The sequence below is a fragment of the Oliverpabstia intestinalis genome (assembly GCF_009696065.1).
GTDB lineage: Bacteria > Bacillota > Clostridia > Lachnospirales > Lachnospiraceae > Oliverpabstia > Oliverpabstia intestinalis.
On the sequence record NZ_VUMS01000001.1, the window covers coordinates 191,551 to 211,528 of the forward strand.

At 44.1% G+C, this 19,978-nt stretch carries 20 protein-coding genes; 19 read left to right on the forward strand and 1 reads right to left on the reverse strand.

What is annotated here, in order from left to right:
- Position 1 precedes the first annotated feature (1 nt).
- From FYJ57_RS00795 to FYJ57_RS00885, 19 genes are all read left to right on the forward strand, one after another.
- Positions 2-829, forward strand: coding sequence for a carbohydrate ABC transporter permease (locus FYJ57_RS00795; RefSeq protein ID WP_154431167.1), 828 nt, complete (start codon positions 2-4; stop codon positions 827-829).
- Between the two features lie 2 nt (positions 830-831).
- Positions 832-1,839 (forward strand): heparan-alpha-glucosaminide N-acetyltransferase domain-containing protein, encoded by a 1,008-nt coding sequence (locus FYJ57_RS00800; RefSeq protein WP_154431168.1) that lies wholly within the window; start codon positions 832-834, stop codon positions 1,837-1,839.
- Positions 1,836-3,635, forward strand: a complete 1,800-nt coding sequence (locus FYJ57_RS00805) for a glycoside hydrolase family 2 protein (protein ID WP_154431169.1) — start codon at positions 1,836-1,838, stop codon at positions 3,633-3,635. Before FYJ57_RS00800 ends, FYJ57_RS00805 begins: the two co-directional genes overlap by 4 nt.
- Before the next feature lie 241 nt (positions 3,636-3,876).
- A complete protein-coding gene (locus FYJ57_RS00810; protein ID WP_154431170.1) occupies positions 3,877-5,049 on the forward strand; it encodes a hypothetical protein in 1,173 nt (390 codons plus the stop codon).
- Positions 5,050-5,145: 96 nt separating this feature from the next.
- On the forward strand, positions 5,146-5,760 hold the full coding sequence (locus FYJ57_RS00815; RefSeq protein ID WP_022400428.1) for a YARHG domain-containing protein: 615 nt from the start codon (positions 5,146-5,148) through the stop codon (positions 5,758-5,760).
- Between the two features lie 16 nt (positions 5,761-5,776).
- Complete coding sequence (locus tag FYJ57_RS00820; RefSeq protein ID WP_205839878.1) at positions 5,777-7,303, forward strand: zinc ribbon domain-containing protein; 1,527 nt, start codon at positions 5,777-5,779, stop codon at positions 7,301-7,303.
- Positions 7,304-7,611: 308 nt separating this feature from the next.
- Positions 7,612-8,562 carry an L-lactate dehydrogenase gene (locus FYJ57_RS00825; RefSeq protein ID WP_154431172.1) on the forward strand — a complete coding sequence of 317 codons (951 nt, stop codon included), beginning with the start codon at positions 7,612-7,614 and terminating at the stop codon, positions 8,560-8,562.
- 80 nt (positions 8,563-8,642) lie between these two features.
- Positions 8,643-9,467: a CoB--CoM heterodisulfide reductase iron-sulfur subunit B family protein gene (locus FYJ57_RS00830; protein ID WP_022172891.1), complete on the forward strand. Its 825-nt coding sequence runs from the start codon at positions 8,643-8,645 to the stop codon at positions 9,465-9,467.
- Complete coding sequence (locus FYJ57_RS00835) at positions 9,467-9,856, forward strand: 4Fe-4S dicluster domain-containing protein (RefSeq protein WP_022172892.1); 390 nt, start codon at positions 9,467-9,469, stop codon at positions 9,854-9,856. Before FYJ57_RS00830 ends, FYJ57_RS00835 begins: the two co-directional genes overlap by 1 nt.
- A 5-nt stretch (positions 9,857-9,861) precedes the next feature.
- A complete protein-coding gene (locus FYJ57_RS00840) occupies positions 9,862-11,850 on the forward strand; it encodes a 4Fe-4S binding protein (protein ID WP_328597412.1) in 1,989 nt (662 codons plus the stop codon).
- Positions 11,841-12,284, forward strand: coding sequence for a hydrogenase iron-sulfur subunit (locus tag FYJ57_RS00845; RefSeq protein ID WP_154431174.1), 444 nt, complete (start codon positions 11,841-11,843; stop codon positions 12,282-12,284). Before FYJ57_RS00840 ends, FYJ57_RS00845 begins: the two co-directional genes overlap by 10 nt.
- Entirely contained in the window at positions 12,272-13,246 is a 975-nt protein-coding gene (locus FYJ57_RS00850; RefSeq protein ID WP_154431175.1) for a 4Fe-4S dicluster domain-containing protein, read from the forward strand. The genes FYJ57_RS00845 and FYJ57_RS00850 overlap by 13 nt, the downstream gene beginning before the upstream one ends.
- A 3-nt stretch (positions 13,247-13,249) precedes the next feature.
- Entirely contained in the window at positions 13,250-14,290 is a 1,041-nt protein-coding gene (locus FYJ57_RS00855; RefSeq protein WP_154431176.1) for a 4Fe-4S dicluster domain-containing protein, read from the forward strand.
- Positions 14,290-15,144: an FAD/NAD(P)-binding protein gene (locus FYJ57_RS00860; RefSeq protein WP_106493511.1), complete on the forward strand. Its 855-nt coding sequence runs from the start codon at positions 14,290-14,292 to the stop codon at positions 15,142-15,144. Before FYJ57_RS00855 ends, FYJ57_RS00860 begins: the two co-directional genes overlap by 1 nt.
- A 20-nt stretch (positions 15,145-15,164) precedes the next feature.
- A complete protein-coding gene (locus FYJ57_RS00865) occupies positions 15,165-15,839 on the forward strand; it encodes a 2Fe-2S iron-sulfur cluster-binding protein (protein ID WP_022172898.1) in 675 nt (224 codons plus the stop codon).
- A 13-nt stretch (positions 15,840-15,852) separates the two neighbouring features.
- On the forward strand, positions 15,853-17,463 hold the full coding sequence (locus tag FYJ57_RS00870; protein WP_022172899.1) for an FAD-dependent oxidoreductase: 1,611 nt from the start codon (positions 15,853-15,855) through the stop codon (positions 17,461-17,463).
- A 140-nt stretch (positions 17,464-17,603) separates the two neighbouring features.
- Positions 17,604-18,446 carry a fumarate hydratase gene (locus tag FYJ57_RS00875; protein ID WP_022172900.1) on the forward strand — a complete coding sequence of 281 codons (843 nt, stop codon included), beginning with the start codon at positions 17,604-17,606 and terminating at the stop codon, positions 18,444-18,446.
- Between the two features lies 1 nt (position 18,447).
- Positions 18,448-19,008, forward strand: a complete 561-nt coding sequence (locus FYJ57_RS00880) for a Fe-S-containing hydro-lyase (protein WP_154431177.1) — start codon at positions 18,448-18,450, stop codon at positions 19,006-19,008.
- A 26-nt stretch (positions 19,009-19,034) separates the two neighbouring features.
- On the forward strand, positions 19,035-19,358 hold the full coding sequence (locus tag FYJ57_RS00885; RefSeq protein WP_235904302.1) for a hypothetical protein: 324 nt from the start codon (positions 19,035-19,037) through the stop codon (positions 19,356-19,358).
- A gap of 147 nt (positions 19,359-19,505) precedes the next feature.
- On the opposite strand, the gene FYJ57_RS00890 is transcribed toward FYJ57_RS00885, so the two are convergent.
- Positions 19,506-19,760: a hypothetical protein gene (locus FYJ57_RS00890; protein WP_331466611.1), complete on the reverse strand. Its 255-nt coding sequence runs from the start codon at positions 19,758-19,760 to the stop codon at positions 19,506-19,508.
- Positions 19,761-19,978: the final 218 nt, after the last annotated feature.

Here is a 19,978-nt window from a genome sequence, read left to right on the forward strand (position 1 = left end):
CATGAAGAAGACAAAAAAACCAGGATACTGGGTATTAAATATTGTATCTGTTTTTCTGGCCGTGCTGTTCCTTGGTCCCATTGTCTGGGCATTGGCTGTATCATTTCAACATGAAGGAAAACAGATCAAATCGGTAATAGACTGGTTCACACCACCATATACATTGGTAAACTATCCGAAAATTATTTTTAATTCCCAGGTTCCAACGTGGTTGATTAACAGCTTGGTGATCGCGGTAATCTGTACGGTGCTGACAGTTATTGTATCTGCAATGGCTGCATATGCGATTGCAAAAATGAATTTTAAAGGGAATAAACTGCTGTTTACGTATTTTCTGATTGGATTAATGGTTCCTGGGGAAGCTACAATTGTTCCGTTATTTATCACGGTAAATAATATGAACCTGATTGATACGTATGCAGGTCTGATTCTGCCATCTATCGCAGGTTCCATGAATATGATCATTATGGTTACCTTCTTTAAAGGTTTACCGAATGAGTTACTGGAGGCGGTACGTATTGATGGTGGAGGAGAATTAACATTGTTCTTCAAGATCGTGTTGCCGCTGTCAAAAACAATTCTGGCAACAGTATGTATCTTCTCTTTTGTTGGTAGCTGGAACAATTATCTCTGGCCGTTGCTTTGCGCTATGAGCAGTGAACTGTTTACACTTCCGGTTGGTATTCCAACCTTTGCGGGAACGTATACAGTGGACTATGTACAGCCGCTGACAGCAAGTATGGTGGCATCACTGCCGATGATTATCATTTATATTATATTCGAAAAACAGATTGTTGCCGGAATTACTTCCGGTGCAGTTAAGGGTTGATCATGAATACGAGAAAAAGAGAAATTGATATTCAGAAGGGAATACTGACAATAGGAATGATCTTGTGTCACTGTATTCAGTTTTTTGGAAAAGAAGAGTACGGACTGCAAAAAATTCTGGTCAATCTGATCAATTTATCTACGTTTTCGGGATTTATGTTCTGTTTTGGTTACACTAATCAGGTAGCATACTATGAAAAAAGCTGGAAAAGCAGCAGTGTAAAAATGTTGAGAAATGTATTTCGGATTTTGATTGCATTTTATATTTCAGGCATTGCGTATGTAGCATTTGTGGAAGGGAAAATCTTTCGTTGGAAATTTGTTACAGAAGTGTTGCTGCTTAAAAAGTATCCGGGATGGTCAGAATTTCTGGCTTCTTTTGCAGCGGTTTTGCTTGTGGGAATTTTTATTTATCCGCTCATGAGACGTATGAACACGATAATGTTTGTGGGGGTAGCTTGTATAAGCTGTATGGCGTGTTATATTCCTTATGACAGGGTACATAACTCCTGGCTTGCATTGCTGGCAGGATCGAGAGATTATATTACCTTTCCGGTGCTGCAATATGCTGTATTCTTTGCAGCAGGTGTGCTATTCTGTAAGAAAGAGATTAGATGGAATGTATGGATCTTTCTGGTAGTGATATTTGCCGGAATCCCATGCCTGCGTACCATTCTGGAAACAGGCATGCTGCCGGAGCGGTTTCCGCCGTCATTGGGGTTTGTAAGCGGGGGAATGGCAGTGGTATATGGATATTATCTGATATCCATAGGAATAGAGAGAAAAAGAAATTTGTTTATTATAGAAAGAATTGCTCATTATCTGGAAGAAACCGGAAAGGTATCGTTGTATTGGCTTCTTTTAAGCAATCTGTTCATATTTGCACTTGCGGGATCTGGTTTCAGTTTTCGCAGTGAAGGGTATGCATATACATTTTTTATTGTGATCTTATTGCTTATGGGATATCTCAAAAATATAAATAATGTGAAAAATGGAGGAAAGCAAAAATGAAATGTTACATCAAAGACTATCCAAGACCACAGTTTGTACGGGCTGACTGGGAGAACCTGAACGGATCCTGGGATTTTGACTTTGACGATGAAAATGCCGGAGAAAAAGAGAAATGGTATCAGGAATTCAAAGGTGATAAAAAGATCAATGTTCCATTTACCTATGAGACAAAGTTAAGCGGCATTCAGGATGAAACCCGCCATGATTTTATCTGGTACCATCGGACGATCAGCGTGGATGGCGAAAAACTGGAGAACAATCGCTATATCCTGCATTTTGAGGGCAGTGATTTTATTACAAAAGTATGGGTAAACGGTGCCTATGCAGGAAGCCACAGAGGCGGCTATGCAAGATGCTCTTTTGACGTTACCAATCTGGTGCATGACGGAGAAAATGAATTGACTGTCAAAGTGGAAGATTCTTATGATCCGCAGCAGCCAAGAGGAAAACAGCGCTGGATCAAAGAGAATTTTGGCTGCTGGTATATTCAGACTACCGGTATCTGGAAGACTGTATGGAGCGAGTATGTACCGAAGATCGGCCTTGCATCTGTCAAGATGACACCGGATCTGCAGAATGCGGCATTAAAACTGGAATATGAAGTAGATGCAGCGGAGGAAGTTCTGGGTGAAGATCTGATTGTCACCGCATCTGTAAGCTTCAAAGGTGTTCCGGTTGCAAAACAGTCTGTAATGGCAAACCAGAAACATGTGGGAACAACAATGAACGTATCCTATTATGGAAGTATTGGACTGGAATGGGGCGTTTGCACTTGGACACCGTCCCAGCCGGATCTGTATGATATTGATTTTACAGTTATATATAAAGGAGAAGCTGTGGATGAGATCGGTTCTTATTTTGCTATGCGTGAGATCCGCATTGACGGACCAAACATCCTGTTAAATGGTCATCCGTTGTACCAGAGACTGATCCTGGATCAGGGATACTGGAGAGATTCGCATCTGACTGCGCCAAGTGAAGAAGCACTGATCGAGGATATCGATAAGATCCATGCACTGGGATACAATGGTCTTCGTAAACATCAGAAAATTGAGGATGAAAGATTCTTATACTGGTGTGATGTGAAAGGAATGTTGGTATGGAGTGAGATGGCAGCTGCTTATCAGTATTCGGATTATGCAGTAGAAGAATTTGCCAAAGAATGGATGGAGATCGTTCGTCAGAACTACAATCATCCATGTATCATTACCTGGACACCGATCAATGAATCCTGGGGTGTAAGCCAGGTGGAAACCAGAAGAGTAGAGCAGCACTTTACAGAAGCAGTTTACCATTTGACGAAGAGCTTCGATATGATGCGGCCTGTTATTGTCAATGATGGATGGGAACATACTATTTCAGATATCATCACACTTCATGATTATGAAGAAGTGGGAGATACCTTGTACAAACGTTATACCGAATACAAAGATCAGATCATGACTACAGAAGTATATCACAGCAGTGCAAAATCGGCCTTTGCAAACGGATATGAGTATAAAGGACAGCCAATGATCATCAGTGAATACGGCGGAATTGCGTTCAATAACGATGATTCCGGATGGGGATATGGAAATAAGGTAAATACCAAAGAAGATTTCATCAGACGTTTTGATGATATCACAACAGCAGTGAAGAAGATTCCATATTGCTGCGGCTTCTGCTATACGCAGGTCAGCGATGTACAGCAGGAGATCAATGGCCTGATGGATATTGACCGGAACTTCAAAGTGGAGCCGGAAGTGATCAAAGAAATCAATGAACGTCGGATTGGATATTGGAGATCGTTTATGTAAAGATAAGAAAAGATGGAAAAAGTCATCTGTGCAGCAGCCTGCGCAGATGACTTTTTTGCGCGGTATGTTCCCTGTGGTTTGATCTGTGTACAGGAAAAATTGCCTTTAACAGAGCAAATTTGATTGACAGGAAGTAAGCCAGTCCATATACTAAAATTAAATTCTTAGTTTATAAAAATTTAATAAATGCAAGGTAAGAAAAAGAAGAATTTTGCAAAGAAGAAACAGGGAGGGAAAGCGTATGGCAAAATTTTGTACCAAGTGCGGAAGAAAATTAGAGGAAGGCGAAGTTTGTACCTGCACATCGGCAAACCGGGAAGCATCACAGCAGATCTATACACAGCAGCCACAAACGGAGGAATATGGATCTTTGACCGGAGGAACTGACGGACAGCAGCAAAAGCAGTACTATAATCAGGACCAGCAGCAGGGGCAGTATTACGACCCAAACCAGCAGAACCAATACTATAATCAGGGCCAGCAGCAGGGGCAGTATTACGACCCAAACCAGCAGAACCAATACTATAATCAGGGCCAGCAGCAGGGGCAGTATTACGACCCAAACCAGCAGAATCAGTACTATAATCAGGGCCAGCAGCAGGGGCAGTATTACGACCCAAACCAGCAGAATCAGTACTATAATCAAAGCCAGCAGCAGGGGCAGTATTACAACCAAAATCAGCAGAACCCATACAACAAGCAGGGACAGTATTATCAGCAGAGAACCAAAGAGGCAGAATGGCTGTATAACAAGAAAGATCAGCTGGTAGCCGGAACGAAAAATATGTTTTCTGAGATCCTGCCGATTCTGAAAGCACCGGTAACCAGAGTAAAAGCAATTGCAGACAGCAATAATCCGGCAGTCGGCATTGAATTTATCGCAACGAAAATGGTGGTTTGCCTTATCTTTTTGTTGATCGTACTATTGAAGATAAGAGGAGCAGTATCAGGTTACAGTTCCTACCTGAATATTAAAATTCCATATTTCAAGAGTATCCTGTGTGTGATTCTGGCGACTGCAGGTATTGATGTGATCGATGCGGTATTTTTGAAAGTGATTACGGCTCTGTTTGGGGCAAAAGCACGCTTTCAGGCATATATCGATGTTGTTGGTGCTACAGATATGTTCGCCACATTTATCATTATTATAGAAGGAATTCTGATCGGAATCGCACCGGAAATTGCACTGGTATTTTTCGGTATTCTGGCACCTTTGGTAACCTATATTCAGTTTGCGCAATATCGTGCAGTGGCAGATATTGATGAAGACAAAAAACCGTATGCATACTTTGCTGCAAAATTATGCTTCACGATTATTGCGGGACTGGTTGTATATCTGCTGGTGCGAAGTACACTGAACAGTATGGCAGGTGGACTGATCAACAGTCTGGGCGATATCTTTGATGTGCTGTAAGCTGTCGGTGGATGCACAGCTTACAGACTGTATCGGCAGCGGATGTACTGTGAAAAGTGATCAATCCGCTGCCGATAAAACAATAGGAGTAAAAATATGACAAAGAAGAAAAAACAATCAACGGGGCTTATCATTGCGGTTGTAATGTTAGGTATTTTGGATATGGCGGCGCTTGCCGTGCTGCTTGCGGGTGTTCTGATTTCTCCGGCGAAAGGAGAAACTGTAAAAGCAGAACTTCCTGCGGACTTTCGGGAAAATGATCAGGAATATTATGATATGGATATGACGGCAGATTATCCTTCTGCTGCGACGGTGTCATATGGAGGAAATGCAATCGCTGGAGGCATTCAGGATACAGAAGATGCGTCGGACACAGAAACGGATGCTGAGGATAATACCATCGACACAGACGAAGATCCATATGCGGGATTCGTCTTCCCGAACAGTGATACCGTTATTATTTCAAAGGCTGAAATGAAGGCGACACTGACCACCCGAAGTCTTTGCCGCCGGGCGGTCAACGAAATCTATGCACGCCACGGATATCAGTTTTCCAAACAGGAAAATACGGATTATTTTAATCAGTACGACTGGTACCGGAATATGCCAAAAGAGACGGATATGAATGTTGTGGCAGCTGAATTTTCTTCGGTAGAGAAGAAAAATGTAGAAGCTCTTCAGGCATATGAAGATTCGAAAAACTGGGATTAAGAAGGGGGTGCAACAAATGTATTGTCCGAATTGCGGAACAAAAAATGAGGAAGAGTCTCTGTTTTGTATGGAGTGTGGAACCAGATTGAAAGAAGATTCCGTGCCGGAGCAGAATCTGAACGAAACGGCTGTACCGATACAGCCTGCAGGAAGAACGATGCCGGATTCCGATATGCAGATGAGACAAAATAACATAAACCAAAATCAGAATTTATCGAATAACCGACTGGAGAACAATCCAGGAAGACAAAAGGATTACAGGGGAAATTATGGAAATCCCGGTGGCCCTGCTTATCAGGGACAGCCATATCTGGGTAATAATGGACCGCAGAATCTGAAAAAAACGGGATATCCGGGAATGACAATGAAAAAACCAGTTTCCAGGCTTGCAGTTATTGCCGGGATTGAAGCGGTAGCGGCAGTGGCACTGTTCGCAGGTGCCTACAAAATTATGTCCAATCGTTTTTCACCGGAAAAAGCTGCTATGGATTACTGGGAAATCAAAGCGGATCGGGAATGGTCTCAGGCATATGACTTTTGCGATTTTCCAAACAGCGATCTGCTGACGAAGAAAATGTTTGTAGAAGCCAATGCAAACAATGCGGAACCGTTGGAATACAAATCTGTCAATATCACAGACGTAAAACAACTTACCGGTGATGCGGTAAGCAAGCTGGGAGATCTTGCTTCGATATTTGGAGCAGAGAGCGATGATTATGACGATTATATGGAGAATCTGGAAGACGAACTTGAGGATCAGGATCTGAAAGTGTACTGTGTGGAGTATATAGAAAAAGGCGCAGACAGCAAATCAGCAGAATACATCACGATGACAAAAACAGGAAAGAAAAAATATCTTTTCTGGGACGAATGGAAGGTTGCAGATACAGAAAGCTGGGTCAGCGATGTTACATATACAATACCGGAAAATGCCGTATTACAGTTGAATGGTGAGAAGGTTGATGACAGTGCGGCGACAGAGCAGGATGGCTGGAAAAGCATAACGATTCCATATATGTTTACCGGCGATTATCAGATGCAGGTAACAGAAGAGGGAATGAAACCTTACTGTGAAAACACAGTCATAACTTCTTATGGAAGTGAAGAAGAAAGAATAGATCTGATGCCAACAGACGAAACCCTGCAGGCACTTGGTGAACAGGCGGGGGAAGATATCAAATTTCTTGTGGAGAGCGCACTGCAGGGAAAGCCGTTTAAAGAAGTACAGGACGTATTTTTTTCCGGCGCTCTGGAAGATGATTATATTAAGAACTACTATGAAAATCTGACGAACAAGATAAAGGGCAACGGCTCCGGAAAAATCACAGGACTCGTCATCAGTAACATCAACACAGCGCTGGATGCATCCCCCACAGGCACCGAGATAGACCTGCGAGGAACAGCACAAAGAAAAGAAACCTACATCAATTATTGGGACGAAATCGAAGAAGAGGATAATGAAATCTATTTCGCCGCAAGTTATTGCAAAGAAGGAAACGAATGGAAACTGATGAACCTGCCGGTAGATGAATATGCGTTTTAGAGCGTGTTTGAAAAATCATTCCTGCAATCTGCACGCCTCACCGAAAGGAGCTGCCACTGACAGCTCCTTTCCGAATCCATAAACAAAATTGATAAAATTTTGCAAAAACACTTGTTAAAATCTTATCAATGCGTTATAATATATCCAAATGGAATCGAGCTGATACTTATCTTAGCGGAGGGAGAAGTGTGAACTCTTATATTTTTATGAGAAAATCCAAAAAAGCTAATCGATAGAAAGCGAAGATTTCATATTTTTTTGCCACAATTGTTAAAAAATAGACAAATAGAAAGGAAGAAGGAGACACTATGAGCAGCAAAATTACAGTTATAGGAGCCGGAAGTGTTGGTTCCACAATTGCGTATACCTTATCTAATCAGAATGTTGCATCAGAGATCGTCCTGATCGACATTAACAAAGAAAAAGTAGAAGGCGAAGTCATGGATATCGCACAGGGAACCTGCTTCAGAGACCCGATCTCCATCATTGCCGGTGAATACGAAGATGCGAAAGACTCTGACATCGTAATTATCACCTCCGGTATCGCACGTAAACCTGGTCAGACAAGAATCGAACTGACACAGACCAATGTAAATATCCTGAAATCTATCACACCGGAGATTGTAAAAGTGGCTCCGCATGCTTTATATATCATTGTAAGTAATCCTGTAGATATCATGACATATATATTTACCAAGATTTCCGGACTTCCGGAAAATCAGATCATCGGATCCGGAACTATTCTGGATTCTGCTCGTCTTCGTTGCGGACTTTCCGAACATCTCAATGTAGCACAGAACAACATTCATGCCTATGTATTTGGTGAGCATGGAGATACATCCTTTATTCCGTGGACCGGTGCATATGTATCCGGTGTAAGCCTGGATGAATATTACGATATTGCAAAGAGCATGGGAAAAGAAGTAAAAGAAGTGGACAAAGATGCGATGCTCGAATACGTACAGAAATCCGGCGGACAGATTATCAAAAGAAAAGGAGCTACTTTCTACGCAGTATCTGCTTCCGTATGCAAACTCTGCTCTATCCTGTCAGCTTCTTCTGATTCCATCACAACCGTATCTTCCATGATGCATGGAGAATACGGAATTGACGATGTATGCTTAAGCACACTGACACTGGTTGGACCAAACGGTATTCAGGGTAAAGTGCCGATGCGTATGAACAAAAAAGAGATCGAACAGTTACATAAGAGTGCCGATGCGCTGAAAGCAGTCATCGCACAGATCGATCTGGATTAAGCAGACAGTAACGAATGTCTGTTGGCTGCAACCGGTGACCGACAGGCAGGAAACTTACATAAAGAAAGGATACAGGAACTATGAAGTACAGTTATTTTCCGGGTTGTACCCTGAGAACAAAAGCAAGAGATCTGGATGCATATGCCAGAGTATCTGCAAGGGCACTGGGATTTGAACTGGAAGAAATCGACAACTGGCAGTGCTGCGGTGGTGTATATCCACTTGGTTCTGATGAGATTGCCACAAAACTTTCTTCCGTCCGTGCTCTGAATGAGGCCAAAGAAAAAGGTCAGGATCTGGTAACTCTTTGTTCTGCCTGTCATCACGTGATCAAACGTGTCAATGATGATATGAAGAATGTAGAAGATATCCGTACCAGAGCAAACAACTACATGAAACTGGCAGAGCCATATGAAGGCGAGACTGAAGTGCTCCATTTTCTGGAAGTGCTCCGTGACCGTATCGGGTTTGATGAATTAAAGAAAAAAGTAGTGAATCCGTTAACCGGAAAGAAAATCGGCGCTTACTATGGCTGCCTGCTTCTTCGTCCGGGCAAGATCATGGCATTTGATAATCCGGAGAATCCAACCATTATCGAAGATTTCATCCGTGCCATCGGTGCTGAACCGGTTGTGTATCCATACCGGAACGAATGCTGCGGAGGATACATTTCTCTGAAAGAAAAGGACATGTCCAAAAACATGTGCAACAATATCATGGACAGCGCAGCAGGATTTGGTGCAGAGATGCTGATCACCGCCTGTCCACTGTGTCTGTACAACCTGAACAAGAGCGGAAACGGCAAACTGCCGGTTCACTACTTCACAGAACTTCTGGCAGAAGCTCTCGGAGTAAAAGAGGAAGCTCTGCAGACACTGACATCCGACAAGGAGGTGGCTGAATAATGAGTACCGAGAAAAAACAGGCAGAACTGATCAAAGAGATCAGTGGTGTGAATCCCCTGAAGTGCATGAAATGCGGTAAATGTTCTGCTTCCTGCCCGTCTTTTAACGAGATGGATATCAAACCACATCAGTTCGTATCTTATGTAGCCAATGAGAACATCGAAGAACTGGTCAATTCTAAATCACTGTGGAAATGTCTCTCCTGCTTTGCCTGTGTAGAGCGTTGTCCGAGAGATGTAAAACCGGGTAAACTGATCGACGCAGCAAGACAGCTGGTAGTCCGCCAGAAAGGTCAGAATTATCTGACACCGGATGAGATTCCGGAGTTACTGGATCCGGAACTGCCGCAGCAGTTGTTAGTCAGTGCATTCAGAAGATATAGGAGGTAACCCTGGTGCAGAGAATAGGAGTATTTGTCTGTCATTGCGGAAGTAATATCGCAGCAACGGTAGACGTGAAAAGAGTAGCAGAGATGGCTCTTATGGAGCCGGGTGTTGTTCATGCAGAAGACTATCAGTATATGTGTTCCGAAGCCGGACAGGCCCTGATCGCAAAAGCGATCGAAGAAAAACAGCTGACAGGACTGGTAATCTGTTCCTGTTCCCCACGTATGCATGAGGCAACATTCCGGAAAGCAGCTGAGAGAGCCGGACTGAACCCATACATGGTAGAAATTGCCAACATCCGTGAACATTGTTCCTGGATCCATAAAGATATGGAAGAGGCAACAAAAAAAGCTGTGATCCTGATGAGAGCAGCAGTAGCAAAAGTAAACCTGAACACACCGCTGCAGCCGGGCGAAAGCCTTGTAACAAAACGTGCACTGGTTATCGGTGGCGGTATCGCAGGTATCCAGACAGCTCTGGATATTGCAGATGCAGGTTATGAAGTAGATATCGTTGAGAAAGAGCCAAGTATCGGCGGAAGAATGTCCCAGCTGGACAAAACCTTCCCGACTCTGGACTGTTCTGCATGTATCCTGACACCAAAGATGGTGGAAGCTGCAGCTCACGAAAAAATTAATATTTATACATACAGTGAAGTAGAAAAAGTATCCGGTTTTGTAGGCGACTTTACGGTTGATATCCGTAAAAAAGCAAGAAGCGTTGATATGGACAAATGTACCGGATGTGGCGTATGTCAGGAAAAATGTCCTTCCAAGAAAGCACCAAGCGAATTCAACCGCGGTCTGAATAACAGAAGTGCGATCTACACACCATTTGCTCAGGCAATCCCGAATGTACCGGTAATCGACCGTGAACACTGTATCAAGTTCAAAACCGGAAAATGTGGTGTATGTTCTAAAGTATGTCAGGCAGGTGCCATCGACTACGATCAGAAAGACGAGATTGTAACAGAAAAATACGGTGCAATCGTAGTTGCAACCGGATTTGACATCATCAAACTGGATAACTACGACGAATATGCTTACAGCCAGAGTAAGGATGTTATCACATCTCTGGAACTGGAACGTATCATGAATGCAGCAGGTCCTACAAGCGGACATCTGGAACGTCTTTCTGACGGAAAAGCTCCGAAGGAAATCGTGTTCATCCAGTGTGTGGGAAGCCGTTGCTCTGATGACAGAGGAAAGAGCTACTGCTCCAAGATCTGTTGTATGTATACAGCAAAACATGCAATGCTGATCCGTGATAAATATCCGGATGTAAATGTAACTGTCTTCTATATTGATGTACGTACTCCTGGTAAGAACTTCGATGAGTTCTACAGAAGAGCCGTAGAACAGTATGGAGTAAATTATATCAAAGGTCAGGTAGGAAAAGTGATTCCTCAGCCAGACGGAAAACTGCTGGTACAGGGATCTGACCTGTTAGATAACAAACAGATCCTGAAAGAAGCAGATATGGTTGTTCTGGCAGCAGCCATCGAACCGAACCCTGATGTTCGTAAGATTGCAACTATGCTGACAGCAAGTATCGATACCAACAACTTCCTGACAGAAGCTCATGCAAAACTCCGTCCGGTAGAATCACCGACAGCAGGTATCTTCCTGTCCGGTGTATGCCAGGGACCGAAAGATATTCCGGAAACTGTAGCACAGGCCGGCGCAGCTGCTGTAAAAGCCATCGGACTGTTGGCAAAAGACAAACTGATGACCAATCCGTGTACCGCAAAACCGGATGAAACTCTGTGTAACGGATGTTCTACCTGTGCAAATGTGTGTCCTTACGGAGCAATCACATACGAAGATAAAGAAATTTTTGACCACGGTATCCGTGAGACCCGCCGCGTAGCTCAGGTTAATAGCGCACTGTGCCAGGGTTGTGGTGCTTGTACCGTAGCCTGCCCATCCGGAGCGATGGATCTGCAGGGATTCTCTAACAGACAGATTATAGCGGAGGTAGATGCAATATGTCGATAGAAGCAAAAGAAGAATTCAGACCGAAAATTGTAGCGTTCTGCTGTAACTGGTGCAGTTATGCAGGAGCCGATCTGGCCGGAAGCAGCCGTCTGAGCTACCCGGCAGATGTAAAAATCATTCGTGTACCTTGTTCCTGCCGTGTCAATCCAATGTTCATCCTGCGTGCTTTTGAAAAAGGTGCAGACGGCGTGATCATGTGTGGATGCCACCCGGGTGACTGCCATTACAGCACCGGTAACTATTACGCAAGAAGACGTATGACACTGCTGTTCTCCATGCTGGATTATATCGGTGTGGAAAACGGACGTACTCGTGTAGAATGGGTATCTGCAGCAGAGGGTGTAAAATTCTCTACAACAATGAATGAGTTCGTAGAAAAAATCTACTCTCTTGGTAAGAACGTAAGATTGGAGGATATAAGATGCAGGAATTAATCAACCGTGCGAAAGAACTGCTGGCAGACGGAACAGTAGCCCGGGTTCTTGGCTGGAAAGCCGGAGACCTGCCTTACAATCCGGAACCTGCGTACTTTGAGACAGAAGAATCTCTGAAAGATTTCGTATATAACGGATTCTGCGGAGCTAACTTAAGTAAATATATGATCGAAGCTTCCAAACTGGAAGGAAAGACCATGGTATGTCTGAAACCCTGTGATACTTACAGCTTCAACCAGCTGATCAAAGAGCACAGAGTAGACAGAGACAAAGCCTACATCGTTGGTGTGGGATGTAAAGGAAAACTGGATATCGAAAAGATCAAAAAACAGGGAATCAAAGGTATTCAGTCCATTCAGGGTGCCGAGATCACAGACGATGCCGAGACACTGACAATCCAGACTATCTACGGTGAGAAGACATGTGCTTACAAAGACGGTATGCTGGAAAGATGTCATGTATGTAAAGGCAAAGAACATCAGATCTATGACGAGATCATCGGCGAGTCCAAGGACACCAAAGATGCAGATCGTTTTGATGAAGTAAGAAGAATCGAAGCTATGAGACCGGAAGAAAAATTTGCTTTCTTCCAGAGCGAGCTGAGCAAATGTATCCGTTGTAACGCCTGCAGAAATGTATGTCCGGCATGCAGCTGCAGAAAATGTGTTTTTGACAGCAATAAATTTGACAGTTCCCAGAAAGCAAATGTGGACTCTTTTGAAGAGAAGATGTTCCATATCATCCGTGCTTTCCATGTAGCCGGAAGATGTACAGACTGTGGTGAGTGCAGCAGAGTATGTCCACAGGGTATCCCGCTTCACCTGTTCAACCGCAAATTTATCAAAGATATCGATGAACTGTATGGAGAATATCAGGCCGGTGAAGATACCGATTCCAAAGGACCGCTGACAAACTTCACATTTGACGATGCGGAACCGAGTATCGTAACAGAAAGGGGATAATGTATGTATAAGATAGCAAAAGAAAATCTGTCGGCATTATTCCAGAGTATTGCCGAGAATCAGGAATTATATCTGCCGGTAGAAGTAAGCGGACAGGTGAACTATAAAGCATGGACTCCGGATGCAAAAGTATCCCTGGAGACCCTGAAAACAGTAAAATCTCCCAAAGATGCATTCTTCCCACAGAGTGAAAATCTGTATACTGTACAGAGAGACGGAAAGAAACTGAGCATCCAGCCGGAAGCGCTGAAAGAGCAGAAGTTTGTAGTATTTGGTATGAAAGCCTGTGATATCCAGGGTGTGAAAGTTCTGGATAACGTATTCTTAAGTGATCCTGTCGACAGCTTCTACGCTGCAAGAAGAGAACACGGAACCATCGTTGCCATGGCATGTCATGAGCCGGAAGAATCCTGCTTCTGTAAAGTATTCGGCATCGACTGTGCAGAACCTGCAGCAGATGTGGCTACCTGGATGGTAGACGGCGAACTGTACTGGAAAGCCCTGACTGACAAGGGGGAGGCACTGACCAAAGCAGTAGAAAGCCTCCTGACAGAAGCTGACGGCACAGATGCAGAAAAACTGGAAACAGAAAAAACTGCTATTCGTGCGATCGTAGAAAAACTGCCATATTCCGATCTGTCTCTGGAAGGATGGAACGGAGATGCACTGACAGAAAAGTTCAACTCCCCTGTATGGGAAGAACTGTATAAACCATGTCTGGCATGTGGTACCTGTACCTTCGTATGTCCGACCTGCCAGTGCTACGATATCAAAGATTATGACACCGGACATGGTGTAAAGAGATACCGCTGCTGGGATTCCTGTATGTACTCCGATTTCACCATGATGGCGCATGGAAATAACCGTACCAGCCAGCTGCAGAGATTCCGTCAGAGATTCATGCACAAACTGGTATATTACCCTGCAAACAACAACGGCATGTACTCCTGTGTGGGATGTGGCCGCTGCGTGGAAAAATGTCCGGCATCCTTAAATATTGTAAAAGTAATCAAAGCATTTGAAAAACAGGGAGGTGACAAATAATGAGCGAATGTACCTGTCATAAAAATTACACGCTGGATACCCTGATCCCTCAGGTTGGTATCATCACAGATATCCGTCAGGAGACACCGGATGTAAAAACATTCCGTGTCAACGCTCCGGAAGGAGGAAAATTATTTGAACATATGCCGGGTCAGTGTGCCATGGTATGTGCACCGGGTGTAAGTGAAGGTATGTTTTCCATTACTTCTTCACCGACCAATAAAGAGTACCAGGAATTCAGTATTAAGAAATGTGGTATGCTTACCGACTACCTGCACAGCCTGCAGGTAGGTGATGAGATCACAGTCCGCGGACCGTACGGAAACCATTTTCCGGTAGAAACCGAATTAAAGGGTAAAAACCTGCTGTTTATTGCCGGCGGTATCGGTCTGGCACCACTTCGTTCTGTAATCAACTACGTACTGGATAACCGTGAGAACTACGGAACTGTAGATATCCTTTACGGATCCCGTTCCGCTGACGATCTGGTTCAGTTAAAAGAGATCCAGGAAGTGTGGATGAAAGCAGAAGGCGTAAACGTATATCTGACCATCGACCGTGAACAGGAAGGCTGGGACGGTCATGTAGGATTTGTTCCGACTTATCTGAAAGAGATCGGATTCGACACTGACAAAGTAGCTCTGGTCTGCGGACCGCCAATCATGATCAAATTTGTTCTGGCTGGTCTTCAGGAAATGGGATTCACCAAAGAACAGGTGTACACAACCCTGGAGCTTCGTATGAAATGTGGTGTTGGTAAATGCGGACGTTGCAATATCGGATCCAAGTACGTATGTAAAGACGGCCCGGTATTCCGATTTGATGAAATCGACGAATTACCTAACGAGTATTAAGAAAGGACTGGTACCGACAAATGGAAAAAATGGTAAATGTATATTTTTTCGGTAAAAAATATAGTGTGCCTGCAGAACTGACAATTATGACAGCTATGGAGTATGCCGGTTACACTCTGAAAAGAGGATGTGGATGCCGTCATGGTTTCTGCGGAGCCTGCGCAACAATCTACAGAATCAAGGGTGACAATGAGCTGAAAACCTGTCTGGCCTGTCAGACACAGGTTCAGGAAGGCATGTATGTGGCAAGTATCCCATTCTTCCCGACCGATAAGAGAACATACGATATCGAAGAGATCAAACCGAATGCTCAGATCATGATGGAACTGTATCCGGAAATCTACAGCTGTATCGGATGTAACGCATGTACAAAAGCATGTACACAGGATCTGAATGTTATGCAGTATATCGCATATGCACAGAGAGGTGAACTGGAGAAATGTGCAGAAGAATCCTTTGACTGTGTAAGCTGCGGATGCTGTTCTGTAAGATGCCCGGCTGGTATTTCTCATCCGATGGTAGGTCTTCTGGCAAGACGTCTCACAGGAAAATATATTGCACCGGAAGCAAAACATCTGACAAAGAGAGTGGAAGAGATCCACGAAGGTGCTTACGATGACCTGATCGAGAAGATCATGCAGAAACCGATCACAGAAATGGAAGAACTTTACAACAACAGAGATATTGAGAAATAGGAGGGCGTAAAATATGTATGCACCATATCCGGAAAATATGATGGAATCTATCAAAAAGGTAGAGGCTACAAGAGCACAGCGTATGGCAACAGAGCCAAGACGTCTGACAGCAGACGAAAAAGACGCTCTTTTGAAAAAATTCCATCCAGATTATAACCCAGACGCATTTGCTGAGATCAAAGTTGGACCGAACAAAGGTCAGAAAGCTCCTCTGGAGCTGGCTGATATGCTTCATTCCACAAGCCGCCTGATGACTGACAATGTAGATCTTACAAAAGTAGACTACGATGTAGATGTACTTGTTATCGGTGGTGGTGGAGCAGGTTCTTCCTGTGCTATCGAAGCACACAAAGCAGGTGCAAACGTAATGATCGTTACAAAACTGCGTATTGGTGATGCCAACACCATGATGGCTGAAGGCGGAATCCAGGCAGCAGACAAAGAAAATGACTCACCGGTACAGCATTATCTGGACTGTTTCGGTGGCGGACATTTTGCTGCAAAACCAGAACTGGTAAAAAGACTGGTTATGGAAGCTCCGGATGCTATCAAATGGCTGAACGAGCTGGGTGTTGAATTTGACAAACAGGCAGACGGAACTATGGTAACTACCCATGGTGGCGGAACTTCCAGAAAGAGAATGCATGCTGCAAAGGACTACTCCGGAGCAGAGATCATGCGTACTCTGCGTGATGAAGTGATCAACCGTGCAATCCCGGTTGTTGAATTTACATCAGCAGTAGAACTGATCAAAGATGAAAAAGGTCAAGTTGCAGGAGCTGTTCTTCTGAACATGGAAACAGGTGACTACTCTGTTGCAAGAGCAAAAACAGTAGTTATCGCAACCGGTGGTGCAGGAAGAATGCATTATCAGGGATTCCCGACATCCAACCATTACGGTGCAACTGCCGATGGTCTGGTTCTGGGATACAGAGCAGGTGCTGCCCTGTTATATCAGGATTCTATCCAGTATCATCCGACAGGAGCAATCTACCCGTCACAGATCCTTGGTGCACTGGTAACTGAAAAAGTTCGTTCCGTTGGTGCACAGCTGGTTAATGCAAACGGTGAAGCTTATATCCATCCGCTGGAGACTCGTGATGTCAATGCATCCGGTGTTATCCGCGAGTGTGAAGAAGGCCGTGGCGTAGATGTTCCGGGCGGAGCAAAAGGTGTATGGCTGGATACTCCTATGATCGAGATCCTTGGTGGTGAAGGCACCATTGAGAAGAGAATTCCGGCTATGTTCCGTATGTACATGAACTACGGTATCGATATGAGAAAAGTTCCGATCCTGATCTACCCGACACTGCATTATCAGAACGGTGGTCTGGAAATCACAGGAGACGGATTCACAAAAGAAATCCCGAACCTTCTGGTTGCCGGAGAAGCTGCAGGCGGAATCCACGGAAGAAACAGACTGATGGGTAACTCCCTTCTGGATGTTATCGTATTCGGTAGAAACGCAGGTAAGAAAGCAGCTGCAAAATGCAAAGATGTTGAACTGGGTGAGATGAACCTGGATCATGTAAAAGCGTATGATGAGGAACTGAAAGCAGCCGGTGTTGAAACAGATCACGTTTCTCCGTTACTGCTTCCACATTATGCAAGACACGAAAGATAAGAAGCAGACAGGTAAGAAGGCATACCAGACGAGGGGAAACTCTCGTCTGGTTACCGATACAGGACATTTCAGAGAAATAGAAGATTTTGCTGATCAGACTATTATCTCTGGTTCAGAAGAATAAAAAGGAGTGGAGTGGAATGCGAGAGATAGACGTAAAGCAGATCACTGATGTAGTGGAAAAGCTTTGTATCGAAGCAAATGAGCATCTTCCGGAAGATGTAAAATGCGCGATTAAAAACTGTCGTGCCTGTGAAGACGGTGAGATTGCAAAAGGAGTTCTGGACAATATCATCGAGAACTTTGAGATCGCAGACAATGAATGTGTACCGATCTGTCAGGATACCGGTATGGCATGTGTATTCCTGGAAATCGGTCAGGACGTACATATGGTAGGCGGAGATCTGGCAGATGCTATCAATGAAGGAGTTCGCCGCGGATATGACAAAGGATACCTGAGAAAATCCGTTGTCAAAGATCCGGTACGCCGTGGAAACACCGGTGACAATACACCGGCTATGATCTATACAGAGATCGTTCCGGGAGAAAATATCAAGATTACCGTAGGACCGAAAGGATTCGGAAGCGAAAACATGAGTGCGATCCGTATGTTCAAACCTTCTCACGGTCTGCAGGGAATCAAGGATTTTATCATTGAGACAGTTGAAACAGCAGGTCCTAACCCATGCCCGCCGATGGTAGTCGGTGTTGGTATCGGTGGAACTTTTGATAAAGCAGCCCTTCTGGCCAAGAAAGCTCTGATGAGACCACTGGATTCCTCCAATCCGGATCCGTTCTATGCAGATCTGGAAAAAGAAATGCTGGAGAAAATCAATGAACTGGGTATCGGACCACAGGGATTTGGCGGAAAGACAACAGCAATCGGACTGAATATCGAGACCATGCCTACCCATATCGCAGGTATGCCATGTGCCATCAATATCAACTGTCATGTAACCCGTCACAAAACGGAGGTGATCTAATATGGCTAAGAAGATAACACTGCCTCTTACAGAGGAACTGGCAAAAACACTTCACGCAGGAGATCAGGTACTGTTAACAGGTACAATCTATACCTCCCGTGATGCAGGACACAAGAGAATGTGTGAAGCACTGGCAAAAGGAGAGAAGATTCCTTTTGATCCCACAGATGCTACCATCTACTATGTAGGACCGACACCTGCAAAACCAGGTCAGGTTATCGGATCTGCCGGACCTACAACCAGTGGCCGTATGGATGCTTATGCACCGACTATGATGTCTGTTGGTGCCCGTGGAATGATCGGTAAAGGTGCCCGTCTGCCGGAAGTAGTAGACGCAATGAAAAAATACAGTGGAGTATACTTTGGTGCCATCGGAGGAGCGGGTGCTCTTCTGGCAAAATGTATCAAAAAAGCAGAACTGATTGCTTATGAAGATCTGGGAGCAGAAGCACTGCGTAAACTGTATGTGGAAGATATGCCGCTGGTTGTTATCATCGACAGTGAAGGAAACAACCTGTATGAAGAGGGAAGAGCGGAATATTTAAAAGAAAAAAATAAATAACTGAAAAGAAATGGAGAAATACTACGATGGATATGGAAATGATTACTGACCTGATGGAAGCCGTGATGATTCTTTGCTTCGGACTGTCCTGGCCGATTTCCATCTGGAAATCATGGGTTTCCAGAACTGCGAAAGGAAAGAGCCTTTTCTTTGAGTGCTTTATCTGGATCGGTTATGTATTCGGTATCGCTCGCAAATTCATGCAACTCGGCATGGGCGTAGAGACCAGTTGGCTGTTTTATCTTGCATGGTTCTTCTATTTTCTAAATATAGCTGAAATTACGATCGACATAATTCTTTACTTTAGAAATGTAAAATTAGACAAAGAACGAGACGCAAAACAGGCATAAACAATGTAGACTGCTGTCGGAACACAGTATCAAAGTGTTCCGGCGGCAGTTTTTTGCGCCCTTTCAGACTCCATCCGAAAAAATGCGACAAAAGTCAGAAAATGTTGTTAAAAATAAAACAGTTTCATGGAAATGAAGATTTTTATTTTAGTCGCAGAAAGATAAAATAATAGAAAAACAGGAACGCCCCTGCAGATTCTTGATATCCTGCTGTCCTTTTACATGCAGCACTTTCAGGTCTGCTCGCTTCAAAATAATCTGAAGCAAAAGTTCTGTACATGCCTTGTCTTCGAATACCTTTTGCATGAGATCATCATCCAGCAATCTCAGTCCCCTGAGACGCCGCAAATCTTCTTCATGCTTCCGGGTAAAATCGATTTGTTTTGCATCGTTTTTTCCCATGCTGTCGCTTTTCAGCCTTTCGTCAGTTTTTTGTTTGTAACTGTTCAGTACCTTCACAGTTACGAGCCAAAATGCATTTAAACGATAAAAACACGCTTTGCGAGTTTTTATCGTTATCGCGGCACTCCTCAAGGTTCCGTGCAAGCACGGACTTTGACTCGTTGCTCGCGTAAATCACCTTCGGTGATGGCATTTTGGCTTGTATGTCTCGGGATTTT

Bases quoted from the DNA above. Each gene is read 5' to 3' on its own strand.
- FYJ57_RS00890 (WP_331466611.1), bottom strand. From the start codon at position 19,760: ATGGGAAAAAACGATGCAAAACAAATCGATTTTACCCGGAAGCATGAA.
- FYJ57_RS00880 (WP_154431177.1), top strand. From the start codon at position 18,448: ATGGCTAAGAAGATAACACTGCCTCTTACAGAGGAACTGGCAAAAACA.
- FYJ57_RS00805 (WP_154431169.1), top strand. From the start codon at position 1,836: ATGAAATGTTACATCAAAGACTATCCAAGACCACAGTTTGTACGGGCT.
- FYJ57_RS00810 (WP_154431170.1), top strand. From the start codon at position 3,877: ATGGCAAAATTTTGTACCAAGTGCGGAAGAAAATTAGAGGAAGGCGAA.
- FYJ57_RS00855 (WP_154431176.1), top strand. From the start codon at position 13,250: ATGTATAAGATAGCAAAAGAAAATCTGTCGGCATTATTCCAGAGTATT.
- FYJ57_RS00820 (WP_205839878.1), top strand. From the start codon at position 5,777: ATGTATTGTCCGAATTGCGGAACAAAAAATGAGGAAGAGTCTCTGTTT.
- FYJ57_RS00815 (WP_022400428.1), top strand. From the start codon at position 5,146: ATGACAAAGAAGAAAAAACAATCAACGGGGCTTATCATTGCGGTTGTA.
- FYJ57_RS00875 (WP_022172900.1), top strand. From the start codon at position 17,604: ATGCGAGAGATAGACGTAAAGCAGATCACTGATGTAGTGGAAAAGCTT.
- FYJ57_RS00860 (WP_106493511.1), top strand. From the start codon at position 14,290: ATGAGCGAATGTACCTGTCATAAAAATTACACGCTGGATACCCTGATC.
- FYJ57_RS00885 (WP_235904302.1), top strand. From the start codon at position 19,035: ATGGATATGGAAATGATTACTGACCTGATGGAAGCCGTGATGATTCTT.
- FYJ57_RS00795 (WP_154431167.1), top strand. From the start codon at position 2: ATGAAGAAGACAAAAAAACCAGGATACTGGGTATTAAATATTGTATCT.
- FYJ57_RS00800 (WP_154431168.1), top strand. From the start codon at position 832: ATGAATACGAGAAAAAGAGAAATTGATATTCAGAAGGGAATACTGACA.
- FYJ57_RS00850 (WP_154431175.1), top strand. From the start codon at position 12,272: ATGCAGGAATTAATCAACCGTGCGAAAGAACTGCTGGCAGACGGAACA.
- FYJ57_RS00845 (WP_154431174.1), top strand. From the start codon at position 11,841: ATGTCGATAGAAGCAAAAGAAGAATTCAGACCGAAAATTGTAGCGTTC.
- FYJ57_RS00870 (WP_022172899.1), top strand. From the start codon at position 15,853: ATGTATGCACCATATCCGGAAAATATGATGGAATCTATCAAAAAGGTA.
- FYJ57_RS00830 (WP_022172891.1), top strand. From the start codon at position 8,643: ATGAAGTACAGTTATTTTCCGGGTTGTACCCTGAGAACAAAAGCAAGA.
- FYJ57_RS00835 (WP_022172892.1), top strand. From the start codon at position 9,467: ATGAGTACCGAGAAAAAACAGGCAGAACTGATCAAAGAGATCAGTGGT.
- FYJ57_RS00865 (WP_022172898.1), top strand. From the start codon at position 15,165: ATGGAAAAAATGGTAAATGTATATTTTTTCGGTAAAAAATATAGTGTG.
- FYJ57_RS00825 (WP_154431172.1), top strand. From the start codon at position 7,612: ATGAGCAGCAAAATTACAGTTATAGGAGCCGGAAGTGTTGGTTCCACA.